The sequence below is a fragment of the Dictyobacter aurantiacus genome (assembly GCF_003967515.1).
Classification (GTDB): domain Bacteria; phylum Chloroflexota; class Ktedonobacteria; order Ktedonobacterales; family Ktedonobacteraceae; genus Dictyobacter; species Dictyobacter aurantiacus.
Window position 1 is genome coordinate 1212663 of record NZ_BIFQ01000002.1, and the last position, 20603, is coordinate 1233265.

The window sequence follows — 20603 nt, forward strand, 5'->3', positions numbered from 1 at the left end:
ATCAGCTAACCTTTTCTGGGTGAAATAAGGAAGACGCAGTGCCCGGTATGCGTCTGGGCGCTGCACTCCACCTCGCGTATCTCCCACTGCTTCTCTTGCTTCACCAGGCGCAACATCAGGTCAAACGAATACTGCCATGGCATACACAGCGGATGCTCAGCCCCCATGACACTATAGGCAAAAATATTGCTATAAAACACACACATAAAAGAACCATTGTCGAGGCGCTTCCACTCGGTCAGCTTTTCGCCGCGACGACTATCGACCTCATTTGCCAGGATGGTAAGCAGCGTACGCATCGTGCGATCAGCACCGATCACTTTAGGGATCTGCTGCATAAGAAAGAGAAAGATAGCCTTTTGCAGGGTATCAGCTTCAACCTGTCCCGCCCAGCGATATGCCTGCTGCAGAGGCTGCAGAGGCGCCGAAAACATTACGGCCCGCATCAATAATGAAAAATAGTGAGGAGGAATCGTACACTGGTCGATCTCAGGTGGCCATTGTTCTTCTTTACAAAATTGTGCCAGGCCAACATCAGTCAACAACGTATTCCATTGATCAGCAGGAATAACCTGTCTGGCTGCTTTCAACTCAAGACGCAGATGCGAAGAAAAAGACCGTTTGGAGTGGGCCACGCGTGGCTTAAAGCCTAGCTTCGGCAAAGACTCCAGAACCATGGTGTGTTCCGCCGTTTTCAGCGGTATCTGCGCCGACGGCAAAAATTGCCAGATGCGCCGCAAAATCAGGCTATTTGGTGGAGAGATACAATGCATAGTATTTGAAATCGTATCCTCGGCCGATAGCAGCAGACCATCAGGCAAATATATGGAAGACAGCGGCATAACGGGAACATCTCGTTGTAGCTCGTAGTTTAAACGCCGCAGAAGGCGTGTAAAAATAGGGCTTGTTGTCTCCTCCTGTTGACCTAACAAAATGAGACGGGGAATGAAATGCTCTTTCAGGAAACGATCAAACGCCTGGTAGGAGGTCGAGGTAATAATTGCTCGCAACCCGGCCAGCGTAAGGAGGCGAGCCAGGTACTGAGACCGAACCTCATTTGTATCAATGATCAAAAGAACATGCTCGCGTGCTTTTTTTAAAGCATCAGCAGCATCAAACGAAGATGGTTCACCAGGTGCAGACACCATATAGTAAGATTTGCCCTTTCTTATTGAGTCAAAACAGGTTACACAATTGCGCGATTAAGAGTTGAGGAATAAAATCATATCGAGTGTAACTGCTTTATAAAAAAAAGTCAATATAAATATTAGCAAACGAAAAGAAAATCCAGAAATGAAAGCACAAACATTGTCACCTGTTCTGACAGATCTTTGAAAGCGACCTCCTTTGGAAGCGTTATCGCGCTATCTACTTGAAATATTCCCTGCCTTCACAATGCAGGCGATCCCTGGCAAAAATCGCCTGCTCAACCGATGTTACCTGCTGGTTTCCGGCTCGCTCTTCTTTTTTATGCTCACCCAGTTTATTACCGGTCACTAGATTATATAGAGCACTAGCCAAAAGCCCTATTACGGGTCTCACCTCATCCAAACCACGGTAGAATATGATACAGTTTAAACAAGCAGAGAATAGCCTGAAGCAGGTATAATAGATTTACAGGGCTGAGAACGGCCATGTCCATATTAGGGACAGATATTCTGGTAGAGATGAGCATATATGTTAGAGTTATTACAGATGTGGGCACTGGTAGAGGTCCTTGGGATCATCTTTCTACCGCTCACCGTGACGGTTTTCCACAATATTCCTGATCGGGGCTGGGCCTGGAGCAAGGCGCTGGCAGTCCTGGTAACCTCTTTCTGTGTCTGGTGGCCCTTGATGGTTATTCAAGCGCTCCCATTCAGCAGGATCTTTATCCTCGCGGTAGTCCTGCTCCTGCTGGCATTGAATGTTGTTGGCTTCTTGCGTACACGCCAGACCATACTTCGCATGGTGCGCTCTAATAGCCTGTATATTATTGCTACGGAAGCGGTCTTCCTGGTTATGGTCTTCCTGCTAGGCTGGTTGCGTTCCTTTGGACCTGATATTCATTCCTACGAGATGTTCATGGATGAAGGGTTTCTGGCCTCCATCATGCGCAGCCAGCATTTTCCGCCACCAGACATGTGGTATGCTGGCTACTCGATCAATTATTACTACTATGCCCACTATATCGTTGGCTTCCTGGCCAAATTACTGGGGCAACTGCCATCGGTAGCCTTTAACACCGGTATCAGCATGCTCTATGGCCTGACGGCGGTAAGTCTATTTGGTGTCTCCAGCAACCTGGTCTCCTGGTCGCGTCACCTGCGCCGGCAGCGGCAGATAGTCATCGACAAGGAACAGGACGAGCCGCAACAAGAGCAACCGATTCACGCCATCCCGGGTGCCCTCAAAATAGGGATTCCGTTCGGGCTGATTACCGTGATCATGGCCCTGATGTTCGGCAATATGGCTTCCGCATTTCAATGGTTCCACGATCGAGGGAGTGCGAACGGCTATGACTGGTTCAACCCGACACGTATCATCCCACGCACCATCAATGAATTCCCGGCCTTTAGCTTCCTGCTCTCAGATTTTCATGCCCACGTGCTCTCGCTGGCGTTTACTATTATGGCCATCGGCCTGGCATTAAATCTGTTGCTGGAACACGAAGGCAAAGGGATCTTCCTCTTTGGGCGCGGCTGGCGCCTTATCCTGACGCTAGGCGTTACAAGTCTCTCACTCGGAGGACTCTTTGTGATGAATGGCTGGGACCTGCCGACGTATATGGGGCTGGCCATCGTATGTATCGCGCTACAGCAGTGGTTGCTGAATAAGCGCCGCTTCAGCTGGCGGCTCGCCCTTGATGTCGCTGCGCCATCGCTGGCCCTGGCCGTACTGGCGATCTTGCTATTCTTACCCTTCCATCTCACCTTCATCTCTCCCTCACAGGGCATCGGGATCGCGCCACTGTCGGAGCGCTCATCTTTACGCAATGAACTCTTGATCTACACCTTCCTGGCCTTCGTCTTCCTCTCGTTACTCTTTAGCGATATCATCACACGTACATTCAGGCCCGCGCCCGCTCCCAATATAGAGGCTCCCACAGAGCCGGGGTCTGATGAGCCGGAAACGGCGCCGCAAGAAGCGTATCTCTCCTGGCCCTTTATCGGCACGATGACGGGCCTGGGCTTTATCGTCATCGGACTGGCCTGCCAGTTCTTCAATCCCGCCAATGTAACGCTATTCATCGCGCTGGGCATCACAATCACGGCCATCGTCGCCATCATGCAGAAGATAGATGACCGGGCGCACGCCTTTACGCTTCTGCTGGGCGCGGTCGCCTTCGCCCTGATCGCGGGCTGCGAAGTCTTTTTCTTGCGCGACGTCTTCGTCGACAACAATCCACGCATGAACAGCGTCTTCAAATTCTACTTTCAGGCCTGGATCCTGCTCTCAATCGCCGGTGGCGCTGGATTCTACTACATCCTGGAGAATTTCCAGCTTAAAGAACGCCTGCAGGGCTCATTGCGTTACGTCGTGACGGGCGGGAAGATCGTCTGGGGCACCATCCTGCTGGTCCTGGTGCTGGCCAGTTCCATCTATCCCATTGTCGCGCCCTACTACCGCTTTGTGCGCTTTGATCCGGTCACGCAACAGACTGGGATGTTCCGTACTAACAGCCTGGATGGACTGAACTACTTGCAGAGGGACCCGGCCTCGGTTGGAGACTACAACGCGATCCGCTGGTTGAACGCCAACATTAGCGGCTCACCAGTCATCGTGGAAGCGGTGGGCGACGACTATACCTACTACGCTCGCGTCTCGGGCTTAACCGGCCTGCCGACTATTATGGGATGGATCGGACATGAATACCAGTGGCGCGTCCAGTGGTTCAATCGCAACCCGGCCAACGCCGCCGAATTTAATAGTCGCAAAGACGAAGTCACCAAGATCTATACCGATCCCAATCCCCAGGATGTGCTGGCCACGATGGCGCGCTATCACGCGCAGTACATCTACGTTAGCACGTTAGAGCGCAGCACCTATAGCAAAGCCAATCTGAATCGCTTTGGGTCATTTATGCAGGTTGTCTATCACAACCAGGATGTTACCATCTACAAGGTCAAAGCTTGAAGTTTCTATAAAGAAAGAATTTTGCCTCGTGGCGCTACGAGGCAAAATTCTTTCTTTATAGAAACTGATTGAAGCCGCTTCCAAAGGCAATCCACACCGACATAACCCGTTACTGTTTTCCTCTAGAGCGTCTTTAACGAGGTATAGTATATATACAAAGAGGAACGTTTTTTGCGTGGAGGTTCAATGGAATCTGACCAACGTACGTCCGGGCCACAGGAGTCTATGCCGTCCGGGCAGGAGAAACACATACAACAGACAAATACAGATCTCTTCCTGGCCCTGGCGCGTAACAGCGCGGATATATTCTGGCTCATGACGCCCTATGGTGATTTTGGCGCTCCTGATTCCTCCAACTGGAAGGTTTTTGTCGGCATCCAGCAGGCGCAGCAGCATCAAAGCTGGCTTGATTGTATCCATCCACTGGACAATACCTGCGCGCAATCCGCCTTTATGCAGGCGGTTCAATCCCGGCAAGCGTCCGAGACAGAATGCAGGATGCGTAGAAGTGATGGCATCTACCGCCTGATGCGACTTCACTTTGTTCCCGTCCAGGATACCAATGGTCAGATCTACCAGATCATTGCCCACGGTAAAGATATCACCGAGCAGCGACACTATCAGCAGATGAGCGAGGAACAGATGCGCCTGGCGCTGGGTGCCGCCAAGATCGGGCTGTGGGATTGGGATACACGCACCAATCATCTGACACTCAATGAGCAGTGCAAAATTTTGTTTGGCTTCCCTCCTCGTCATACGGTCAGTTATGAGCAACTGATGGCGGCCATTCATCCTGACGATCTGGACCAGCGCGATCGTGCGATCCAGGAAGCGCTAAGGGAAAAAACAGAATATAGTGTCGAATATCGCCACATCTGCCCCGATCAATCAATCCGCTGGATAACATTGCGAGGACGCTGGCTGTATGATGAGCAGGGTGTCGCGGTACACATGATCGCGGCGGTCATGGATATTACCGCCCTCAAGGAGGCTGAAGCGCAGCAACTAGCGGCCGCCAACAAGATGACCTCAATTCTCGAAAGCATCAGCGACGCCTTTTTCACCATCGATAGCGAATGGCGCTACACCTATGTCAATCCTCATGCCGAGAAGCTCCTGGGCAAAAGGCTAGCAGATCTACTGGACCAGCCCATCGCGGCCGTCACACCAGCCTTTGCCGATCCCTTTATTACGCGCAAGTTCCAGCTGGCGATTACAACGCAGCAGGCCAATCACTTTGAAGCGTTCTCCTTGCCACAGAAAAAGTGGTTCGAGGTACATGCCTATCCCACCCCCGAGGGATTATCTGTCTACTACCAGGACATCACCGAGCGCAAACGCATCGAGCGAGCCCTGCGTGAAAGCGAGCTCAAGTTCCGCCGCTTCGTAGAATCCAACATCATTGGCGTACTGGTCGCCGACATCTATGGCAACATTTACGAAACGAACGAGGCCTACCGGGCCATTACCGGTTATAGCGAGGAAGAGATCCAGCAACGGAATCTACAATGGACCGCCATGACAACCCAGCAATATCTACCGCGCCAGGCCCAGGCGATCGAAGAGTTCCTGGCAACCGGCGTCAGTAAGCCGTTTGAGATCACCATTCGCAATAAGCAGGGGCAACAGGTTCCAATCATGATGGCCATCGCCCAGCTCAAGAGCTCTTCTACCCTGGGCGTAGCCATCGTACTGGATATCAGCGCGCGCAAAGAAGTAGAAAAGCAAAAAGATGTCTTCCTGAGCATCGCCAGCCATGAATTGCGCACCCCTATCACCATCCTCAAAGGCACCCTCCAGCTTATTCAGCGCCGCATGAAACGTATAGCTTCCTCCCCCGATACCACACCTGCCGACATAGCAACGATCTGGCAAAAAAATGAGGATGACCTGAACAATGCATTGCGCCAGATCGATGTACAGGCGCGCCTCGTCAACGACCTGCTCGATATCTCACGCATCGCGGTAGATAAACTAGAATTACATCTGAGACGCTGTAACCTGATCAAGATTATCCAGGAAACTATTGAGGATCTACAGGCCACCTCGCCCGGACACACCCTGCAGATGCTCATTCCGCAGGATCAAGAGATCTATGTGCGGGCAGATCCCGATCGCATCGGACAGGTCATCAACAACTATGTGACCAACGCGATTAAATATTCGGAACCAGAACATCCTATTCGCATTGGCCTGGAACAGAAGGAGAAGCAGGTATCGGTCTGGGTCCAGGATGAAGGGCCAGGACTCACCGCAGATGCTCAAAAGCAGATCTGGCGCCGCTTCTATCAAATCAAAGAGACAGCCACGTCCGCCAACAAGCAGCAGGGGCTGGGCCTGGGGCTCTACATTTGTCAGACGATCATTCAGCGTCACCATGGAGAGGTGGGAGTAAAAAGCGCCCCCGGCCACGGCTCAACCTTCTGGTTTACATTACCGCTGGCGCCTCCCTCCGATCCCACATAATAGCAACGCGGACGGGCTTAATGCCCGTCCGCGATCGACAGCAATCTATACAACAAACTATCCCTCGTCTTCATCCTCCTCGGCCACATTGATACCGCCACGTCGCAACTCGATCAGAATATCGATAACCCCTTTAGCGCTCTCGATAGCCTCCAACGGGGTCGCTGAATATTCGTAAGCGGGATCTGTTTTGATAACGCGCTCATTCCATTTAAAGACACCATCGTACTCGTGCTCAGATATTTTTTCGACCCAGATGGTAATCCCTTTGTAGCGCGCTGTCATCTCTTCTCTGTATGCCATCACCAATTCTCGCTAATCTGGCACCCTATGCATAGCCTATCTCATTCTACCGTACTCTAGTATACAACCATGTCGTTTGTAATCGTAACTATAGCCAGCATCTCAGGATACTCATAGGCCTGTTTCTCCATGAAGCACTCATGTGCGGCGGCCTCTTGATAGCCGCCCTCACTATAATAAAAAGCATCAGTCTATCCAGAAATTGCTTTTCAAGCTGCACTTTTCCCTCTATATAGAAGGACGTATATATAGCGACCACATTTATTCAAAAGAGAGGTCCGTGCCTTTGGCCCCCAATTTATTTTTGAGGGATGAGGCAACACCAGGGGAGGTGCATTCGCACCTCCCCTGGTGTTGCCTCATCCCTCAAAAATAGAAAAGCTCTTACGGAAATGGTTTGCTTTATAGATCGACGATCGTTTCGCCAACGTGGAAGATGCGGGCGCGCCCATCTCTTTCAAAGAGCGTAACGCTACCCAGGCCCATCACCTTCCAACTGGCAGGTTCTGCCTCCGTCTCAACCGGCATTCTGACCAGGGCGGTATCCTCATCAATACCCAGGCCACGATGATCCTCGGGTAAAGAGGCCAGCATACGCTTAAATCCACTGGCCCAGATCTCATTGCCCTGCATGCGATCAAAATGTGGAAAAACAGCGATCTTCGGCACAATACCAAGTCCGGGCAGCCAGTGGGGAGACTGGTCGGAGTAGACGTCACGGGGTGAGATCAAGACGGAACCAAGCGCCATGGCGCCAGCGCTACAGCCGGCCAGGATGGCACCGCGTCGATAGGCGGCCGCGATAACTTCCCAGGCAGTAGTGGCGCGCAGGCTCTCTAAAATATGGCGCGGATTGCCGCCAGAAAAATAATAGAAATTCGCCCCCTGCAGCAGAGCAACCTGTTCGGGATCGTTGCTGCCCGTATGATCAATAATGGACGATAAGCGGATATCCTGCACGCCCAGTTTTTGGAAGTGTTCAAAACCCAGGGAATTCCAATACTGGGGCCGGCCCGGCTCAAGTCCACTGGCCGTCGGCAATAACGCAATGTGTGTCTGTCCCGCGCCCCCAAGGGTAGCGAGTAAGTATGTATCGGTCTCATTCATCACGGGTAAATATTCGCCAGATCCCAGGAGAGCAACCGTGCCAGGTGCAGACGAGAGAGAGTGCTTTTGTACCATGGTTATCCTTATTTTCAAAACAGAATGTGATTGGTAATTATCCATACTATATCACGCTCATCGCGTTTGATGAATGCCAGATCCTGGTAATGCGCGCTGTTTCAGTGGACACGCATTAGAGGGTTAGCAGCAATCCATCTTTTGGGGGAGTACAAATAGGGGCCTACACGCTATAGTTATTCTCGTGGATTTATCGTCATTCTTGTGCTTCTAACCGATCCTGATTGAGGAGGATTGCCACATGTCACATTCAGATCAAAAGCCAGATCCTTCGGAATCATCCAATATACCACAGCGAGCAACTGACTCGTCTTCAGAACAACCAGCTGAACAGAGCAGGTCCAGGTCGTACACGCCACCCTTTCTGAACGATCCATCTAGAGGTGGACCGACGCAACCACCTCCATATCGCGGCCCGACTGAACAGCCTGCTGGATACGCACCGCTCGAAGCGGAATCAGATATCTATCGATCTAATGAAACCCAGGGACAGACGCCGACCAGCAGGCCATCACCGTACGCGGAACCGACATATCGCTCTTACTATCCGCCCGATTGGCCACCAACGCCAGCAGCTGGCGCGGGTACTCCTCCCGGTAATGTCCCATCGGGCATGCCACCGCCCTATACGCCAGCCGCACCACCACCAGGACAGTACGCCTACCAGGCACAGGGTACAGCACCCCAGGGTTTTCCACCTCCCGGAGGCGCACCCGGTCAACGCAGGGGAACGAACAACAAAATGCAGTTCATCGCCCTGCCATTGATCGCGCTCCTGATGGGTGCGCTGGGCGGCTGGCTCGCCGCCGGGGCCGCCACCCATTCCGCCAATGCCCTCTTCCCGGGCGCCAACCAATCGACTGAGCAGGTCGCGGCCAAATTCCGCACATCGGTAGTACAGATCAACGTCGAAACCCAGACAGGAGGAGGGTTGGGATCAGGCGTCATCATTGATCCGCGCGGCTATATCGTCACCAACAATCACGTGGTTAACAACGGCCTCAACTACCAGGTCGTACTCTACGACAATACCAGGCTACCCGCGAACGTAGTCGGCACCGATCCCAATGATGACCTGGCGGTCGTAAAGATCAATCCACCCAAACATCTATCGGTGGCAAATATTGGAGACTCATCGCGCCTGCAGGTGGGACAGCCAGTGCTGGCTATCGGGAATCCACTAGGCATTACGCAGACGGTCACGGGTGGCATTGTCAGCGCGCTGGGACGCAATATCAATGAAGGTCAGAATAACCTCATCATCAACGCCATCCAGACCGACGCCGCCATCAATCCAGGCAACAGTGGTGGAGCCCTGGTAAACATGCAGGGGAACCTGATTGGCATCCCCACACTCGTACCCATCGATCCCGAATTCAAAACGCCAGCCTCGGGCGTCGGCTTCGCCATCCCATCCAATCGCGTCAAATTCATCGTACCGCAATTGATTAACTCGGGTCGCGTCGTCCAATCTGGCCGCGCCGATATAGGGGTCAACGTCGTCAGCGTCGATCCAGACATCGCAGATCAGGCCCAGTTACCGGTGGACCATGGAGCGTTAATCGTCAACGTCAAACCCGATAGCGCCGCCGCCACGGCCGGCCTAAAGCGTGGTGATATCATTGTCGAGGCCAACAATCAATCCATCCAGGATACGGCCATGCTGCAGGATTTCCTGATCAACAAGAGTCCAGGTCAGACCATAACGCTACAGATCTATCGCGGCAATCAACAAATGCCGGTCAAGGTTCAGCTAGGGGAGCAGCAGTTTGGCTAATGCGCCCCTGATGGGGGGTACATTAGCGCTCCCGCACGCGCGTCCGCTGCGCGGCCGCATTGTTTTTTCTGTTGATGCGTGTGGTGTGTGTGCTGTGGCACACACACCACACGCATCAACAGAAATATAGTCTGTGGGCACTGCAGGTGCATTACAGCACACACACCACACGCACTAACAGAAACATGGTCTGTGGATACCGCAGGTGCACCACAGCACACGCACCAACAGAAACATGGTCTGTGGATACCGCAGGTGCACCACAGCACACGCACCAACAGAAACATGGTTTGTGGATACCGCAGGTGCGCCACAGCACACCTACTACGCATGCAGGCATTTTGAAACTATGTTATAGGCCAAAACGTGTGTTTACTAGGATTTACGCGCACCTGTGCCATTAGCTACACAGGTAGATACAGTTGCATAGAAAGGCAAACAAGATGGGAAAGTTTCTCCAGGGCCTGTTCTTTGGGACCGCGATAGGCCTCTTGATCGCGCCTATGCGTGGTGAAGAGTTGCGTGGCAAGCTCCAGGAGCGCTTCAAACAGTTGCAGGAGAGGGCATCAAATTCAAAGCTCGGGCTGAGCTCAACCGATACGTCTGGCGGCCGCGGCACAACACAATCTCAGCGCCAGAGAGGCGATGAACCTATTACCTTACCGCTTAATAACACACCACCAACAAACAAGCAACCGTCGCCAATGTCTTCACAGGCCGCACCATCAGGTGGTGCATCCACCCAATCGACAACACACAGCAGGCTCTACAAATATGAGAGCACGCCAGAAGAGATGGATTACGAACCCCTGAATTTGCCGGTTGAAACATTTGAAGAAATCAAAGCGGGCAATCCAGAACATGAGCGTGCGCCCAAACGGACCGCACCACCTGCTACCAGTACAGAAAATCCCGACAAGAATCTCAGTCATCAAAGCAGGCATAACACAAATACCACGGTACAGAAAAACCCCGGCAATAGATCGCGCCAGCACTAAGTGTCTGACTTCCGTCATGTTGGGGGCACGTGAGCGCCTCCGCACGGGCGTCCGCTACGCGGCCGCACTGGTTCTGTGTGTTAGTGCATGGGATGCACTGATGTGCATCCCATGCACTAACACACAATGGAATTCTGAGCACCGCAGGTGCGAAACCCCATGCAGGCCGCAGGCCATCATCATGAGAGTCAGACACATTCTAAAAATTATACGCATGCAGATAGCTAACATTCAAAACGGCTATCTGCCTGGCGATACACCATAATCACTGGATGCTAACGGTGGTATGGTGAATACCGCGCAGATGAACCAGATTGGCCGATGAGAGGGGCATATTGTTCTGGCTTACCATCTGGCAGATCGTCTCGATTCGGCCCAGGTGGTACGCGCTCCTCTCAACCGCAGTCAGCAGGCAGGCACGTACAGTTGGACGCTGCCTGCCACGCATCTTCCCTTGTAAAGATCGCGCCTCTACCAGCAAACACATAAAAGAGTCGGGCATATTATCTAAAATAGTATGGACGCTTTTCATCCACTGGCCATAACAACGCGAGAGCGCCAGCAATGAACAGATCGGTTTCATCTCAAGCGATTGATTGAGGAGCGGCTGCCTTCCACCAACGGGAATCAGCACCCATTTTTCAATATCGCGGGCCAGGTCAATAGCGGTTGCCAGTGGGGAACCGATCTCTGAAAAAGGAGGGGCATACTGCAATAGATCATCTGGCAGGGCTTCACAACTATACAGTGTACGCTGTCCAATGTTTGCTAACATGCGAGCAATTTGCATCGCTTCACTATCATTACGCATACATCAAATCCCTTTCCGGTTGTGGGCCAGGTGCATACGCTGCTAGCATATATACAGGCAAGCACGCACACAGGTCACATCCTTCATGGCTCAGTATGTTCCATCGTTCAGGCAACGAGTATGATTCAACCGTTTCTGACTATATTCAACACGCCCTCAGAAGAACAAATGTGACACCACTGACAAAAACAAAAGCATCTTCATGGGAAAAGTGAGAGCAAAGCACACACTATCGTGTCCGCGAGCATCGATCTCGGGTCGTATACCTGGAAAAACAAAAAAATCCACATTCATGTATGCAATCATGTATAATGAAGCAGAAACACGTTCCCAGCGATTTTTTAGAAAGAAGGAGGCGTGCTTCCTCCCCGTTCCTCTGCGGCAGGAGGTTCCGCACGATTGAAACGCATGAAACTAGTAATCTTTGGAGCCTCAGGAAGAACTGGCAGGGCTCTTGTTGAGCAAGCGCTCGAAGCGGGACATGATGTCACGGCAGGCGTACGCAACCCGGACAACTTTCCACTACAACACGAACGCTTGCACGTCGTCAAGGCAGACGTCTTTGACCTGCCGTCGGTAGATGCCGCGATGCAGGGAAAAAACGCGGTCTTATCTACGGTCGGTCCACGCAAACGAGGATTGCTAGGTGCCTACAAGCCCGAAGGCTTATATTCGCGGGGCATCAAAAATATTTTACAGGCGATGCAAAAAAATGGCATTCGCCGCCTGGTCTGCGTTACAGCGGCCGCTGCCGACGATCAGTATACCCCGCAGGGATTATATGGCTCCATTCAGATTCCGCTCATCTGGAGAAAAACGCTTGAAGACATGAAATTGATGCAGCGCGAGATCAGCAAAAGCAATCTGGACTGGGTCGTAGTACGGCCGGCGCGCCTATCAGATTATCCACGCACCGATGAATATCGCACTTCGCTGCGTCCAACGTCCAAAGACCAGAGAACGCGTCGCACCGACCTGGCCGCCTTCATGCTCAAAGAACTAACCGACACCCAGTACTTGCGTAAGCTCCCGGTCATTGCTGATTAATTCCAGTCAATTATTTTCCCGATCTCATCCTGGGCGGCACCTCATAAGTCCATGAGGTATCGCCCATTTTCATCTTTTAGTTCTTCAGATCTGTTTACCCATATTCCTTGTGTAAAAAGCGACAAAAATATTTTCTTTGTTTTATTTTTATTGTATTGTCAGTAAATTTCTAGTATATTAAACATCACTAATTTGCAATATGATAGGCTATGAGTCATCCCGAACTTTTGAAAAAGTTCCCAAAACCAGGGGTGCAGGGCGGCGAGCCCTCCTGCACCTCCCGCATTGGGAGCGCAGAGCCTGTTTTGCGGGTTTTTCAAAAATCCGGGATGACTCATAAAAATACCAGCGACACTGGTTGGATTTAGCAAGAGAAAGTACTGGCTCATGAATGACAATAGTGATTCAATCATAAACATGCCTCTTGATCACCTGACTAATGCGGCACCTCTTGCTCATTTACCGACCATTTCTGGTCCACTAACGGAAGAAGACTTTGCCTCCTGCGTATATGAGAGCCTGTCGCTATTGCAGTGTTATCATAAACAGCTATATCAACTGTTTGAATATATTTATTTTGCCGGACAATACGAACTGGCCATACCGGAATCTTTGCTGGCACAGTTGAATCCCAGGCTGCCCATCGATAGCGCCCTGACACACAGCGCCAACCAGGGGCTTATCTTTCGTGACAGCAATGTTCCCGGCCTCATTCGCACGGTAAGTCCTCGCGTCGCGCATAGTGCTATTTGTTTTTACCAATCGGATGAGGAGCGGCTACTCGATAGTTATATTGTGGCTACCAGCATACACAGACGTGAGCAACGCATGTTTCTGCAGCGTCTGCTGGAGCATGTGGCGCGCGAAACATCGCTTGCGGCTGTGCATCATATGCTGTGTAAACACGAAGCCCGTCTACAAACATTAATCGGATTCTGCAGTAACGCCGAATTAATCAACTGGGCCCTGCTCTATAGCATGGTAGGGGATAATGACAGGGCTGAACAGGTTACCCAGATGGGGCTGGACAGGATGCCGGAGTCCGAATTAGACTGGGTAGCCGCGATCAAGCAGACGGAACAACAAGGCAACGCGGAACAAAGGTCGGAGCTAATAGACAGGGTTGAATGCTGGCTGGAAGCCAATCCACAGGATACCAATGTACGCCATGCCTACCTGGGTTTTATTGAACGCCATGGTACGCTGGCCAACATCTCCCATCTGATTCAAGCGTTCGCATGCTGGTTAGACGCCAATCCCCAGAACGTCAACGTACGCCAGATCTACCTGAAATTTATCGAACACTGGGGAACCGCAGAACAGATGGAAAGCCTGCTGCAGTCAACTGAGCAATGGCTACAGGAAAATCCCGACGATACGCAGGTTCGCCAGACCTATCTCGGCCTGGTCGAGCGCAACGGCTCACCAGAAACCATCGCGCACGTTATTGAAGAGACCTCCGACTGGCTCTCACTGCACAGCGAAGATACCCATGTACGGCAGGGCTATCTCACGTTTGTTGAACGCTGCGGCACCACCGAGCAGATCACCAGGCTAATAGAGAGCACGGCCCACTGGCTTGAGCAGCATCCCACCTGCTCGAATATCCGGCAGGCATATTTTAAATTTATAGAGCATTGCGGTACCCACGAACAGGTCATGGCCCTGCTCACCAATACCGCGGATTGGCTGGCCGCCAATCCACAGGATTGTTATGTACGCCAGGTCTACTTGAAATCGCTGGAGCGCCGTGGCAATAAAGAGTTAATCAGTGCCATCCTCAATGTAGAGGATTTTCAGATCATCATGAATATTCCGGATACCAACGTCCTGCGTACCTACCTGGATCTCATGAGGCACTACGGGAGCGAGGAGCAGATTGTGGCCGCCATCGAGCTAACCACCCATGCCATAGCTACCCAGCCCCAGAACCACGCCATTCGCGCAACCCATTTAGAACTGATCAGCCATTACGCCCATCTTGAGCAGATCGCGCAGGTAATTGATGAGACCGCGACCTGGCTGGAGCACACCCCCCAGGTCAGCGCCATCCGCGCCACATATCTCAAGATAGTTGAGCAGTATGGTACGGCAGAACAGGTACAGAGTGCCATCAACACCACCCAGACCTGGCTGCAGATGAACCCACAGAGCGTCAACACACGCGCCATGTATCTCAATTTGATAGGACAATGGGGGTCACAGGAAGCGATCGCAGATGCCCTGAAGCAGACAGCCAGCTGGCTAATCGCCCATCCACAGGACCCCTATGTACGCAATGCCTACCTTAAACTCCTCTATCGCTACGGAGACCCGAAGACCATTCAGCAGGTAATCGATGCCACAATCAGCTGGCTGGCGATCCATCCCGATGAAACCCGGCTCAGGGCCACCTATCTCAAACTGGTCGAGCGCTACGGAGATGCCCAACAGGTCGATACAGCCATTGTCGCGACAACCACTTTGCCAGCGGCCCATATCCAGGACTCGGTAGTTCGCATAGCGTATATGGGCCTCGTACTGCACCGGGGCAATACCCAGCATACCACGCTGGCGATCGAGCAAGCCATCAACTGGTTAACACCCAGGCGCCAGAGTAGCGAAGTTAAAGCGTATTTAGAACTGGCCGAGCACCATGCTTCCCCATCGCAGCTCAGGGCTTTGCTTAACGCACTGACAGATTGGCTGGCTGGACACACAAAAAACGTTCATATTCTCACCACATACATCAGGTTACTGGACCATGTCGGTACTCCCGCACAGATCGCGGCATTTCTGGCCACGTTGTCCGGCTGGTCTCCACTACTGCAGCAGAGCAGTAATGCCCTGACGCACCTGGTCGAGCTGATCGAGCATGCTGGAAATAGAGAACAGATTCACGAGCTCATCACTTTAATGGAAAACTGGCTCCAAAACAACACGCCGGATGATAATCTCCTGGTACACTACCTGAACTTCGTCAGCAAACATGGAGGAAAGAAAACCATTCAGGAGCTGTTAGGTTTTACCGAGCAACGCTTAACGCTGGTAGACACCAGTGCGTATCTACTCTCAGCCTACTTGAATCTCATCGGACGACACGGATCGGTGGCCCAGGTTCAGCGCATCCTGAATTTCACCAGCAACTGGCTTGTACTGCACAACGCCAATCCTTATCTACTCACCGTGTACCTGCAACAGATCAAATACCACGGCACAGACGAACAGATCCATGAAGCGCTCCACTTTACAACCGAATGGCTAACAACGGGAACATCCGACGGTTACCTGCTCACCATGTATCTCAGCCTGATCAGGCGCTATGGCACGCGGGAACAGATATTAAGCGCGCTTGATATAACGACGGCCTGGCTCGATACAAATTGCCTGGACGCCTTTGTGCTGGAAACATATCTGGACCTGGTAGAATACTGTGACTCTACACCGCAGATCATACATGCTCTGAACACCACCACCAATTACCTGATGTCTGCGCCAGGCGAAAAAGAGATCGTAATCCCGGCTGTCTATTTAAAGCTCCTGAAATACTACGGAACCGAAAGCCAGATACAGATGATGCTCAACTTTACCACCACCTGGCTAGACGAACACCAGGATAATATCTTTGTGCGCGCTGCCTATCTACGCCTGGTTGAGCACCATGGAACCATCAGCACCATTGAACAACAGATCGTCCGCACCCGCAACTGGCTAGCACGACACAAAGATTGTATCCATGTCTGGACCGCCTATCTGAAGCTCCTCAAACAGCACGGCAGCGAAGAACAACGCAACAGCATGCTGGAAGAGCTCACCACGTGGCTTGAGCAACATCCCGAACAGCCACCGGTATGGATTACCTATCTGACCATCATGAAACAATATGGCAATAGCAAACAGATCGCGCAAGCGCTACAGGCAACCGCGGCCTGGATCAAACAACATCCAGAACACGAGGGCATCCGCTCAAGCTATCTCAATCTGCTAGAACAGCACGGTGAAGTGCTACATGAACTCAAGCATTATGAGGTCGCCCTGGACATCTATGCGCAAGCCATCCAGTTCGATTCCAAAAACACGCTTTTCTATTACCACCAGGGTATAACACTGCGCAAGCTCTATCGCTATGAGGAAGCCCTGGCGGTCTTTGAGCATGTTATCCACCTATCACCAACAGATGCCACCGCCTATATCAATAAAGGCAAAATCCTCTATAGCCTGAAGAGATATGAGGAGGCACTGGAAGCCTACAATCAATCCCTGCGCTTCAATCCAATGCTAGCGCAGACCTATAGTGACCGAGGAACCATACTGCGGCGCCTCGGGCGCCATCAAGAAGCGCTCACGGCCTATGAACGCGCTCAACAGCTAGACCCACACGATCCGGTGGCACGCAGCAAATATGAAGAATTACGCAAACGCACGGGCAAACACAAACTCTAGCAAAGGCATATCGCACATGATATGATGTGATCTATTCTACTATAGCAATGCTACAGTAGAATAGAAATGGTGGTAAGGAGAGAGGGATTTGTGGGGGGAACCCCACCCCAGCAGGAAGGGCTAGCCGCCCTCCTGCACCTCCCCGCTTTTTGGAAGATTCTAGCGCAGGAGACGAGGATGCAGCCAACGCGAAAGATTATACACATAGATATGGATGCATTCTATGCCTCGATCGAGCAACGCGATCATCCCGAGCTGCGGGGCAAACCGGTAGTTGTAGGAGGAGATCCACAGCGCCGAGGGGTCGTGGCCACCTGTTCCTACGAGGCACGCAAATATGGCATCCATTCCGCCATGCCAGCGCAGAAGGCGTATCAACGCTGCCCCCACGCCATCTTTATCCGACCACGCTTCGACACCTACCGCGCGGTCTCCAATCAGATCATGCAGATCTTCCGCAGCTACACCGAACTGGTCGAGCCGCTCTCGCTGGATGAAGCTTACCTGGATGTTACCAATAATCGCCAGGGCATCGCCTCGGCCACCATGGTGGCACGCGCCATCAAACAACAGATCTATGATGAAACGCACCTCACCGCCTCAGCCGGCGTCTCATTCAATAAATTCATCGCCAAGCTCGCCTCCGATTACCGCAAACCCGATGGCCTGACGGTGGTCCCTCCTGAGCGAGCCACCGAGTTCCTGGAACGGACACCGATCGACAAGTTCTTTGGGGTCGGCAAAGTAACGGCATCCAGGCTACACGAAATAGAGATCGAGACCGGCGCCGACCTGAAACGCCTGACCGAACCAGAGCTACAGAGGCTCTTGCACAAACAGGGCAGCATCCTCTATCACTACGTACGCGGTGAAGACGAACGTCCCGTCCAGCCAACGCGCATCCGCAAATCGGTCGGCAAAGAAACAACCCTGGCGGACGACATCAGCGATCCTGAACGCGTTATCCAGATCATGCGCCAGATGGCGGAACAGGTCGAACGCCGTCTGCGCGAGCTGGACCTGTATGGAAAAACGGTCGTTCTCAAACTGCGCTGGAACAACTTCCAATTGATGACGCGGCGCGTCACCGTTCCCCGCGCGCTACAGGACGCAGACACAATGGTCGCGCTCCTCACGCCTATTGTGCATGAACAGTTCAGTCGAGAGCCCAGACGCGTACGTCTGGTTGGCGTCACAGTCTCCCATCTACTTAGCAGCCATGCCGCCGCTCAGGCACCGCAGATCGTCCCTCTCCCCCTGTGGGATGAAACAGCCTGGTTGGCCTGATGTGTCTTTCTGCATTTGTGAGCTATTCGCTCGCATTTTCAGAAGTGCTAGCTATTCGCACCATTTTTACGAACTTGCGAACACTATAAACACAACTTATGACTATTACATTAAAGTGAGGAAAAATATCTTCCATTATATTGACATTCTGATATTTTTAGTGTATATTTTTATCAGGTAAAGCAACTAATGGTCTATCTTATTTTGTAGCACGTCTGCTATCTCTGTTCGATGCGGAACACTGATATCTGACGCAGAAACAAATCAACCATTCAGTTATCTTTTACCACTATCCTTCAGGGACGAGGGAATAGCTTGTATTTACAAGGTCTGGTCATATAGTTGGGCTGTTATCAGTATGTACTGTAGAGCTTCTGGGAGGAGCATACAGAGCATCGCGGTTCATGCTATTTACCTTTACGCTGTATCTGGCCGGGTGAGAAAAGCGGCTCACACGCTCTCCAGAATGCCACACGGATGTAGTAATTCAGGTTGGTGTAGGGGTCTCTTACGCGGCTACATATACAGAACAAAGATTGTGCATTTCTATGGATGGATAGTGTACAAACTTAGGGATTGTGCATTTCTATGGATGGATGGCGCAATCCTTTTTTTCTGTCTTCTATAAACATCACCTTCCTTACGGTTGATATCTTCACACAGCATTTCTATCCGCACTCAACCAGCCTGCTTGAAGCAGCTGCCCAGGTAGCCGCCTTCCAGAAAAAAGTATTTGTAGCTGGTGAAGATGAGCAAACAGACCACGCCTCCGCCGCCCCACCCGGCACACCGCAGACTACAGCTATCACCAACCACAGGATCTGCCTGGTATCGAGTTAAAGGCTACAACCTCGCTGGCATGGCTGGCCCATATTCCACCAGCCACTCCAGCCAACCAGGCTAACCATCATAGCAACAATCCGGTCGGGGGGATTTTTTATTATGCCGGATGATTAGAGAGCGTTCTAACTAGATCCAGCTTCATTCCGACATGCGAGCTGACAAAGCCGAGGCGCTCATAGAAGCGGTGCGCATCGCCACGGCTGGCGTTAGTGGTCAACTGCACCATGCGACAGCCAGACTGGCGAGCCCGCTCAATCGCCCATTCGAACAGGTAGCGACCGATGCCGTGGCTGCGATAACGCTGGTCCACGCGCACCGATTCAATCTGGGCACGAGTCCCACCCTGAAAGCTGAGCGATGGGATAAGTGTAAATTGAAGCACACCAATCACCTCTCCAGCCAGTTCGACCACGATCAGCTCATTATTTGGATCGCGATCAATCTGTTCAAAAGCTGTGTAGTACGCCTGGGGCAACGGATCTTGATCGCATTCGCGCTGCTGACCCAGCACATCATCTGCCAGCAGGTGAACGATAGCGGGCACATCGGCACGCGTGGCATTGCGGATGGTCAGCTGATCGAATTCTATCGTTTTTTGCATAGGCTGCGTCTCCATTCAATATCGTGGATCTTCTGAAAACACAGCATAACATAGAACAGAAAAAACTCAACGCCTCGTCAGCAATGGCAGGCCCAACAATTCCGCGCCGGCTCGGGACCGCTCTTCATTGTCGTCGGGTAAGAGAGCCGGACCATTTTTAGCCATCTGTACAATGCTATTGGCAATGTGAAAGCCAGCCCTGGCAATACCATTTCTTGAGGCCTGGTTGGAGATCTGATGAATAATCCAGAAGCGCTGATAGTCGGCCAGAGAGCGTTTAATGACTTCTTGTATCAGGCGTGGATAGAACCCGTGGCCGCGCCATGGCAACAGCGTCATAAAGTGGTAGAGATAAAGATTATGGGGGGGAAGGCGAAAATGGACGCCGGGGCTTCCAAATTCGGCCTCGCGAACAGCGGACCAGCCGTAGGAGACCAGATTTTTATCCAGATACGCCAGGTATGAGAGATGCCCCATCTGAAAACGCGCCTCGGCGCTTTTCTTGCTGATATTAGACAACCTGGCCACCATAGATACATCGTCCGAAGTCTCCACATGCCAGCCCTGGATCTCTGGGAAGAACGGTGCGGAATCACCTTGCCACCACGTCCACAGGTAAGCGGTCTGCTTAACAGCTCTCTCATGTGCTTGATCGCTATACATAGAACATTGCTCCCTTCATTGCCAATCAGCCCGGTGATCCCTCAACTGTTCAGCCATAATCTCTGACTACATCTCTTTATTCGATGA

Annotated in this window: 15 protein-coding genes; 9 read left to right on the top strand and 6 right to left on the bottom strand. The window is 52.0% G+C overall.

Annotation, left to right across the window (positions count from 1 at the left end):
* Window positions 1–5: 5 nt before the first annotated feature.
* Entirely contained in the window at window positions 6–1148 is a 1143-nt protein-coding gene (locus KTT_RS29865) for a hypothetical protein (RefSeq protein WP_126601337.1), read from the bottom strand.
* Between the two features lie 199 nt (window positions 1149–1347).
* Between KTT_RS29865 and KTT_RS36315 the strand changes: the two genes are divergently transcribed.
* The 3 genes from KTT_RS36315 (at window position 1348) to KTT_RS29875 (ending at window position 6582) form a co-directional block, all read left to right on the top strand.
* On the top strand, window positions 1348–1500 hold the full coding sequence (locus KTT_RS36315) for a hypothetical protein (protein ID WP_160146221.1): 153 nt from the start codon (window positions 1348–1350) through the stop codon (window positions 1498–1500).
* Between the two features lie 177 nt (window positions 1501–1677).
* Window positions 1678–4116: a DUF2298 domain-containing protein gene (locus tag KTT_RS29870; RefSeq protein ID WP_126601338.1), complete on the top strand. Its 2439-nt coding sequence runs from the start codon at window positions 1678–1680 to the stop codon at window positions 4114–4116.
* A gap of 186 nt (window positions 4117–4302) precedes the next feature.
* Window positions 4303–6582, top strand: a complete 2280-nt coding sequence (locus KTT_RS29875) for a PAS domain-containing sensor histidine kinase (protein ID WP_126601339.1) — start codon at window positions 4303–4305, stop codon at window positions 6580–6582.
* 57 nt (window positions 6583–6639) lie between these two features.
* On the opposite strand, the gene KTT_RS29880 is transcribed toward KTT_RS29875, so the two are convergent.
* Window positions 6640–6885 (bottom strand): hypothetical protein, encoded by a 246-nt coding sequence (locus tag KTT_RS29880; protein ID WP_126601340.1) that lies wholly within the window; start codon window positions 6883–6885, stop codon window positions 6640–6642.
* 402 nt (window positions 6886–7287) lie between these two features.
* Window positions 7288–8067 (bottom strand): Type 1 glutamine amidotransferase-like domain-containing protein, encoded by a 780-nt coding sequence (locus tag KTT_RS29885; RefSeq protein WP_160146222.1) that lies wholly within the window; start codon window positions 8065–8067, stop codon window positions 7288–7290.
* Between the two features lie 241 nt (window positions 8068–8308).
* Here KTT_RS29885 and KTT_RS36320 point away from each other — a divergent pair, with 241 nt between their 5' ends.
* Window positions 8309–9844, top strand: a complete 1536-nt coding sequence (locus tag KTT_RS36320; protein ID WP_160146223.1) for a S1C family serine protease — start codon at window positions 8309–8311, stop codon at window positions 9842–9844.
* 443 nt (window positions 9845–10287) lie between these two features.
* Window positions 10288–10842 carry a YtxH domain-containing protein gene (locus tag KTT_RS29895; RefSeq protein WP_126601342.1) on the top strand — a complete coding sequence of 185 codons (555 nt, stop codon included), beginning with the start codon at window positions 10288–10290 and terminating at the stop codon, window positions 10840–10842.
* A gap of 265 nt (window positions 10843–11107) precedes the next feature.
* Here KTT_RS29895 and KTT_RS29900 read toward each other — a convergent pair whose 3' ends face one another.
* Complete coding sequence (locus KTT_RS29900) at window positions 11108–11653, bottom strand: hypothetical protein (RefSeq protein ID WP_126601343.1); 546 nt, start codon at window positions 11651–11653, stop codon at window positions 11108–11110.
* A gap of 408 nt (window positions 11654–12061) precedes the next feature.
* On the opposite strand from KTT_RS29900, the gene KTT_RS29905 reads away from it, so the two are divergent.
* From KTT_RS29905 to KTT_RS29920, 4 genes are all read left to right on the top strand, one after another.
* Window positions 12062–12700, top strand: a complete 639-nt coding sequence (locus KTT_RS29905) for an NAD(P)-dependent oxidoreductase (protein ID WP_235845979.1) — start codon at window positions 12062–12064, stop codon at window positions 12698–12700.
* 387 nt (window positions 12701–13087) lie between these two features.
* Complete coding sequence (locus KTT_RS29910) at window positions 13088–17122, top strand: tetratricopeptide repeat protein (RefSeq protein ID WP_126601345.1); 4035 nt, start codon at window positions 13088–13090, stop codon at window positions 17120–17122.
* Window positions 17123–17299: 177 nt separating this feature from the next.
* Window positions 17300–18409, top strand: a complete 1110-nt coding sequence (gene dinB / locus KTT_RS29915; protein ID WP_126601346.1) for a DNA polymerase IV — start codon at window positions 17300–17302, stop codon at window positions 18407–18409.
* A gap of 588 nt (window positions 18410–18997) precedes the next feature.
* Window positions 18998–19249 carry a hypothetical protein gene (locus KTT_RS29920; protein WP_126601347.1) on the top strand — a complete coding sequence of 84 codons (252 nt, stop codon included), beginning with the start codon at window positions 18998–19000 and terminating at the stop codon, window positions 19247–19249.
* A 100-nt stretch (window positions 19250–19349) separates the two neighbouring features.
* Here the strand turns inward: KTT_RS29920 and KTT_RS29925 are convergent, their stop codons facing one another.
* Complete coding sequence (locus KTT_RS29925; RefSeq protein ID WP_126601348.1) at window positions 19350–19853, bottom strand: GNAT family N-acetyltransferase; 504 nt, start codon at window positions 19851–19853, stop codon at window positions 19350–19352.
* A 66-nt stretch (window positions 19854–19919) separates the two neighbouring features.
* On the bottom strand, window positions 19920–20516 hold the full coding sequence (locus KTT_RS29930; protein WP_126601349.1) for a hypothetical protein: 597 nt from the start codon (window positions 20514–20516) through the stop codon (window positions 19920–19922).
* Window positions 20517–20603: the final 87 nt, after the last annotated feature.

Excerpts from the sequence above, each read along its gene's own strand:
- KTT_RS29865 (WP_126601337.1), bottom strand. The coding sequence starts at position 1,148 with ATGGTGTCTGCACCTGGTGAACCATCTTCGTTTGATGCTGCTGATGCT.
- KTT_RS29870 (WP_126601338.1), top strand. The coding sequence starts at position 1,678 with ATGTTAGAGTTATTACAGATGTGGGCACTGGTAGAGGTCCTTGGGATC.
- KTT_RS29875 (WP_126601339.1), top strand. The coding sequence starts at position 4,303 with ATGGAATCTGACCAACGTACGTCCGGGCCACAGGAGTCTATGCCGTCC.
- KTT_RS29880 (WP_126601340.1), bottom strand. The coding sequence starts at position 6,885 with ATGGCATACAGAGAAGAGATGACAGCGCGCTACAAAGGGATTACCATC.
- KTT_RS29885 (WP_160146222.1), bottom strand. The coding sequence starts at position 8,067 with ATGGTACAAAAGCACTCTCTCTCGTCTGCACCTGGCACGGTTGCTCTC.
- KTT_RS36320 (WP_160146223.1), top strand. The coding sequence starts at position 8,309 with ATGTCACATTCAGATCAAAAGCCAGATCCTTCGGAATCATCCAATATA.
- KTT_RS29895 (WP_126601342.1), top strand. The coding sequence starts at position 10,288 with ATGGGAAAGTTTCTCCAGGGCCTGTTCTTTGGGACCGCGATAGGCCTC.
- KTT_RS29900 (WP_126601343.1), bottom strand. The coding sequence starts at position 11,653 with ATGCGTAATGATAGTGAAGCGATGCAAATTGCTCGCATGTTAGCAAAC.
- KTT_RS29905 (WP_235845979.1), top strand. The coding sequence starts at position 12,062 with ATGAAACTAGTAATCTTTGGAGCCTCAGGAAGAACTGGCAGGGCTCTT.
- KTT_RS29910 (WP_126601345.1), top strand. The coding sequence starts at position 13,088 with ATGAATGACAATAGTGATTCAATCATAAACATGCCTCTTGATCACCTG.
- dinB (WP_126601346.1), top strand. The coding sequence starts at position 17,300 with ATGCAGCCAACGCGAAAGATTATACACATAGATATGGATGCATTCTAT.
- KTT_RS29920 (WP_126601347.1), top strand. The coding sequence starts at position 18,998 with ATGGATGGATGGCGCAATCCTTTTTTTCTGTCTTCTATAAACATCACC.
- KTT_RS29925 (WP_126601348.1), bottom strand. The coding sequence starts at position 19,853 with ATGCAAAAAACGATAGAATTCGATCAGCTGACCATCCGCAATGCCACG.
- KTT_RS29930 (WP_126601349.1), bottom strand. The coding sequence starts at position 20,516 with ATGTATAGCGATCAAGCACATGAGAGAGCTGTTAAGCAGACCGCTTAC.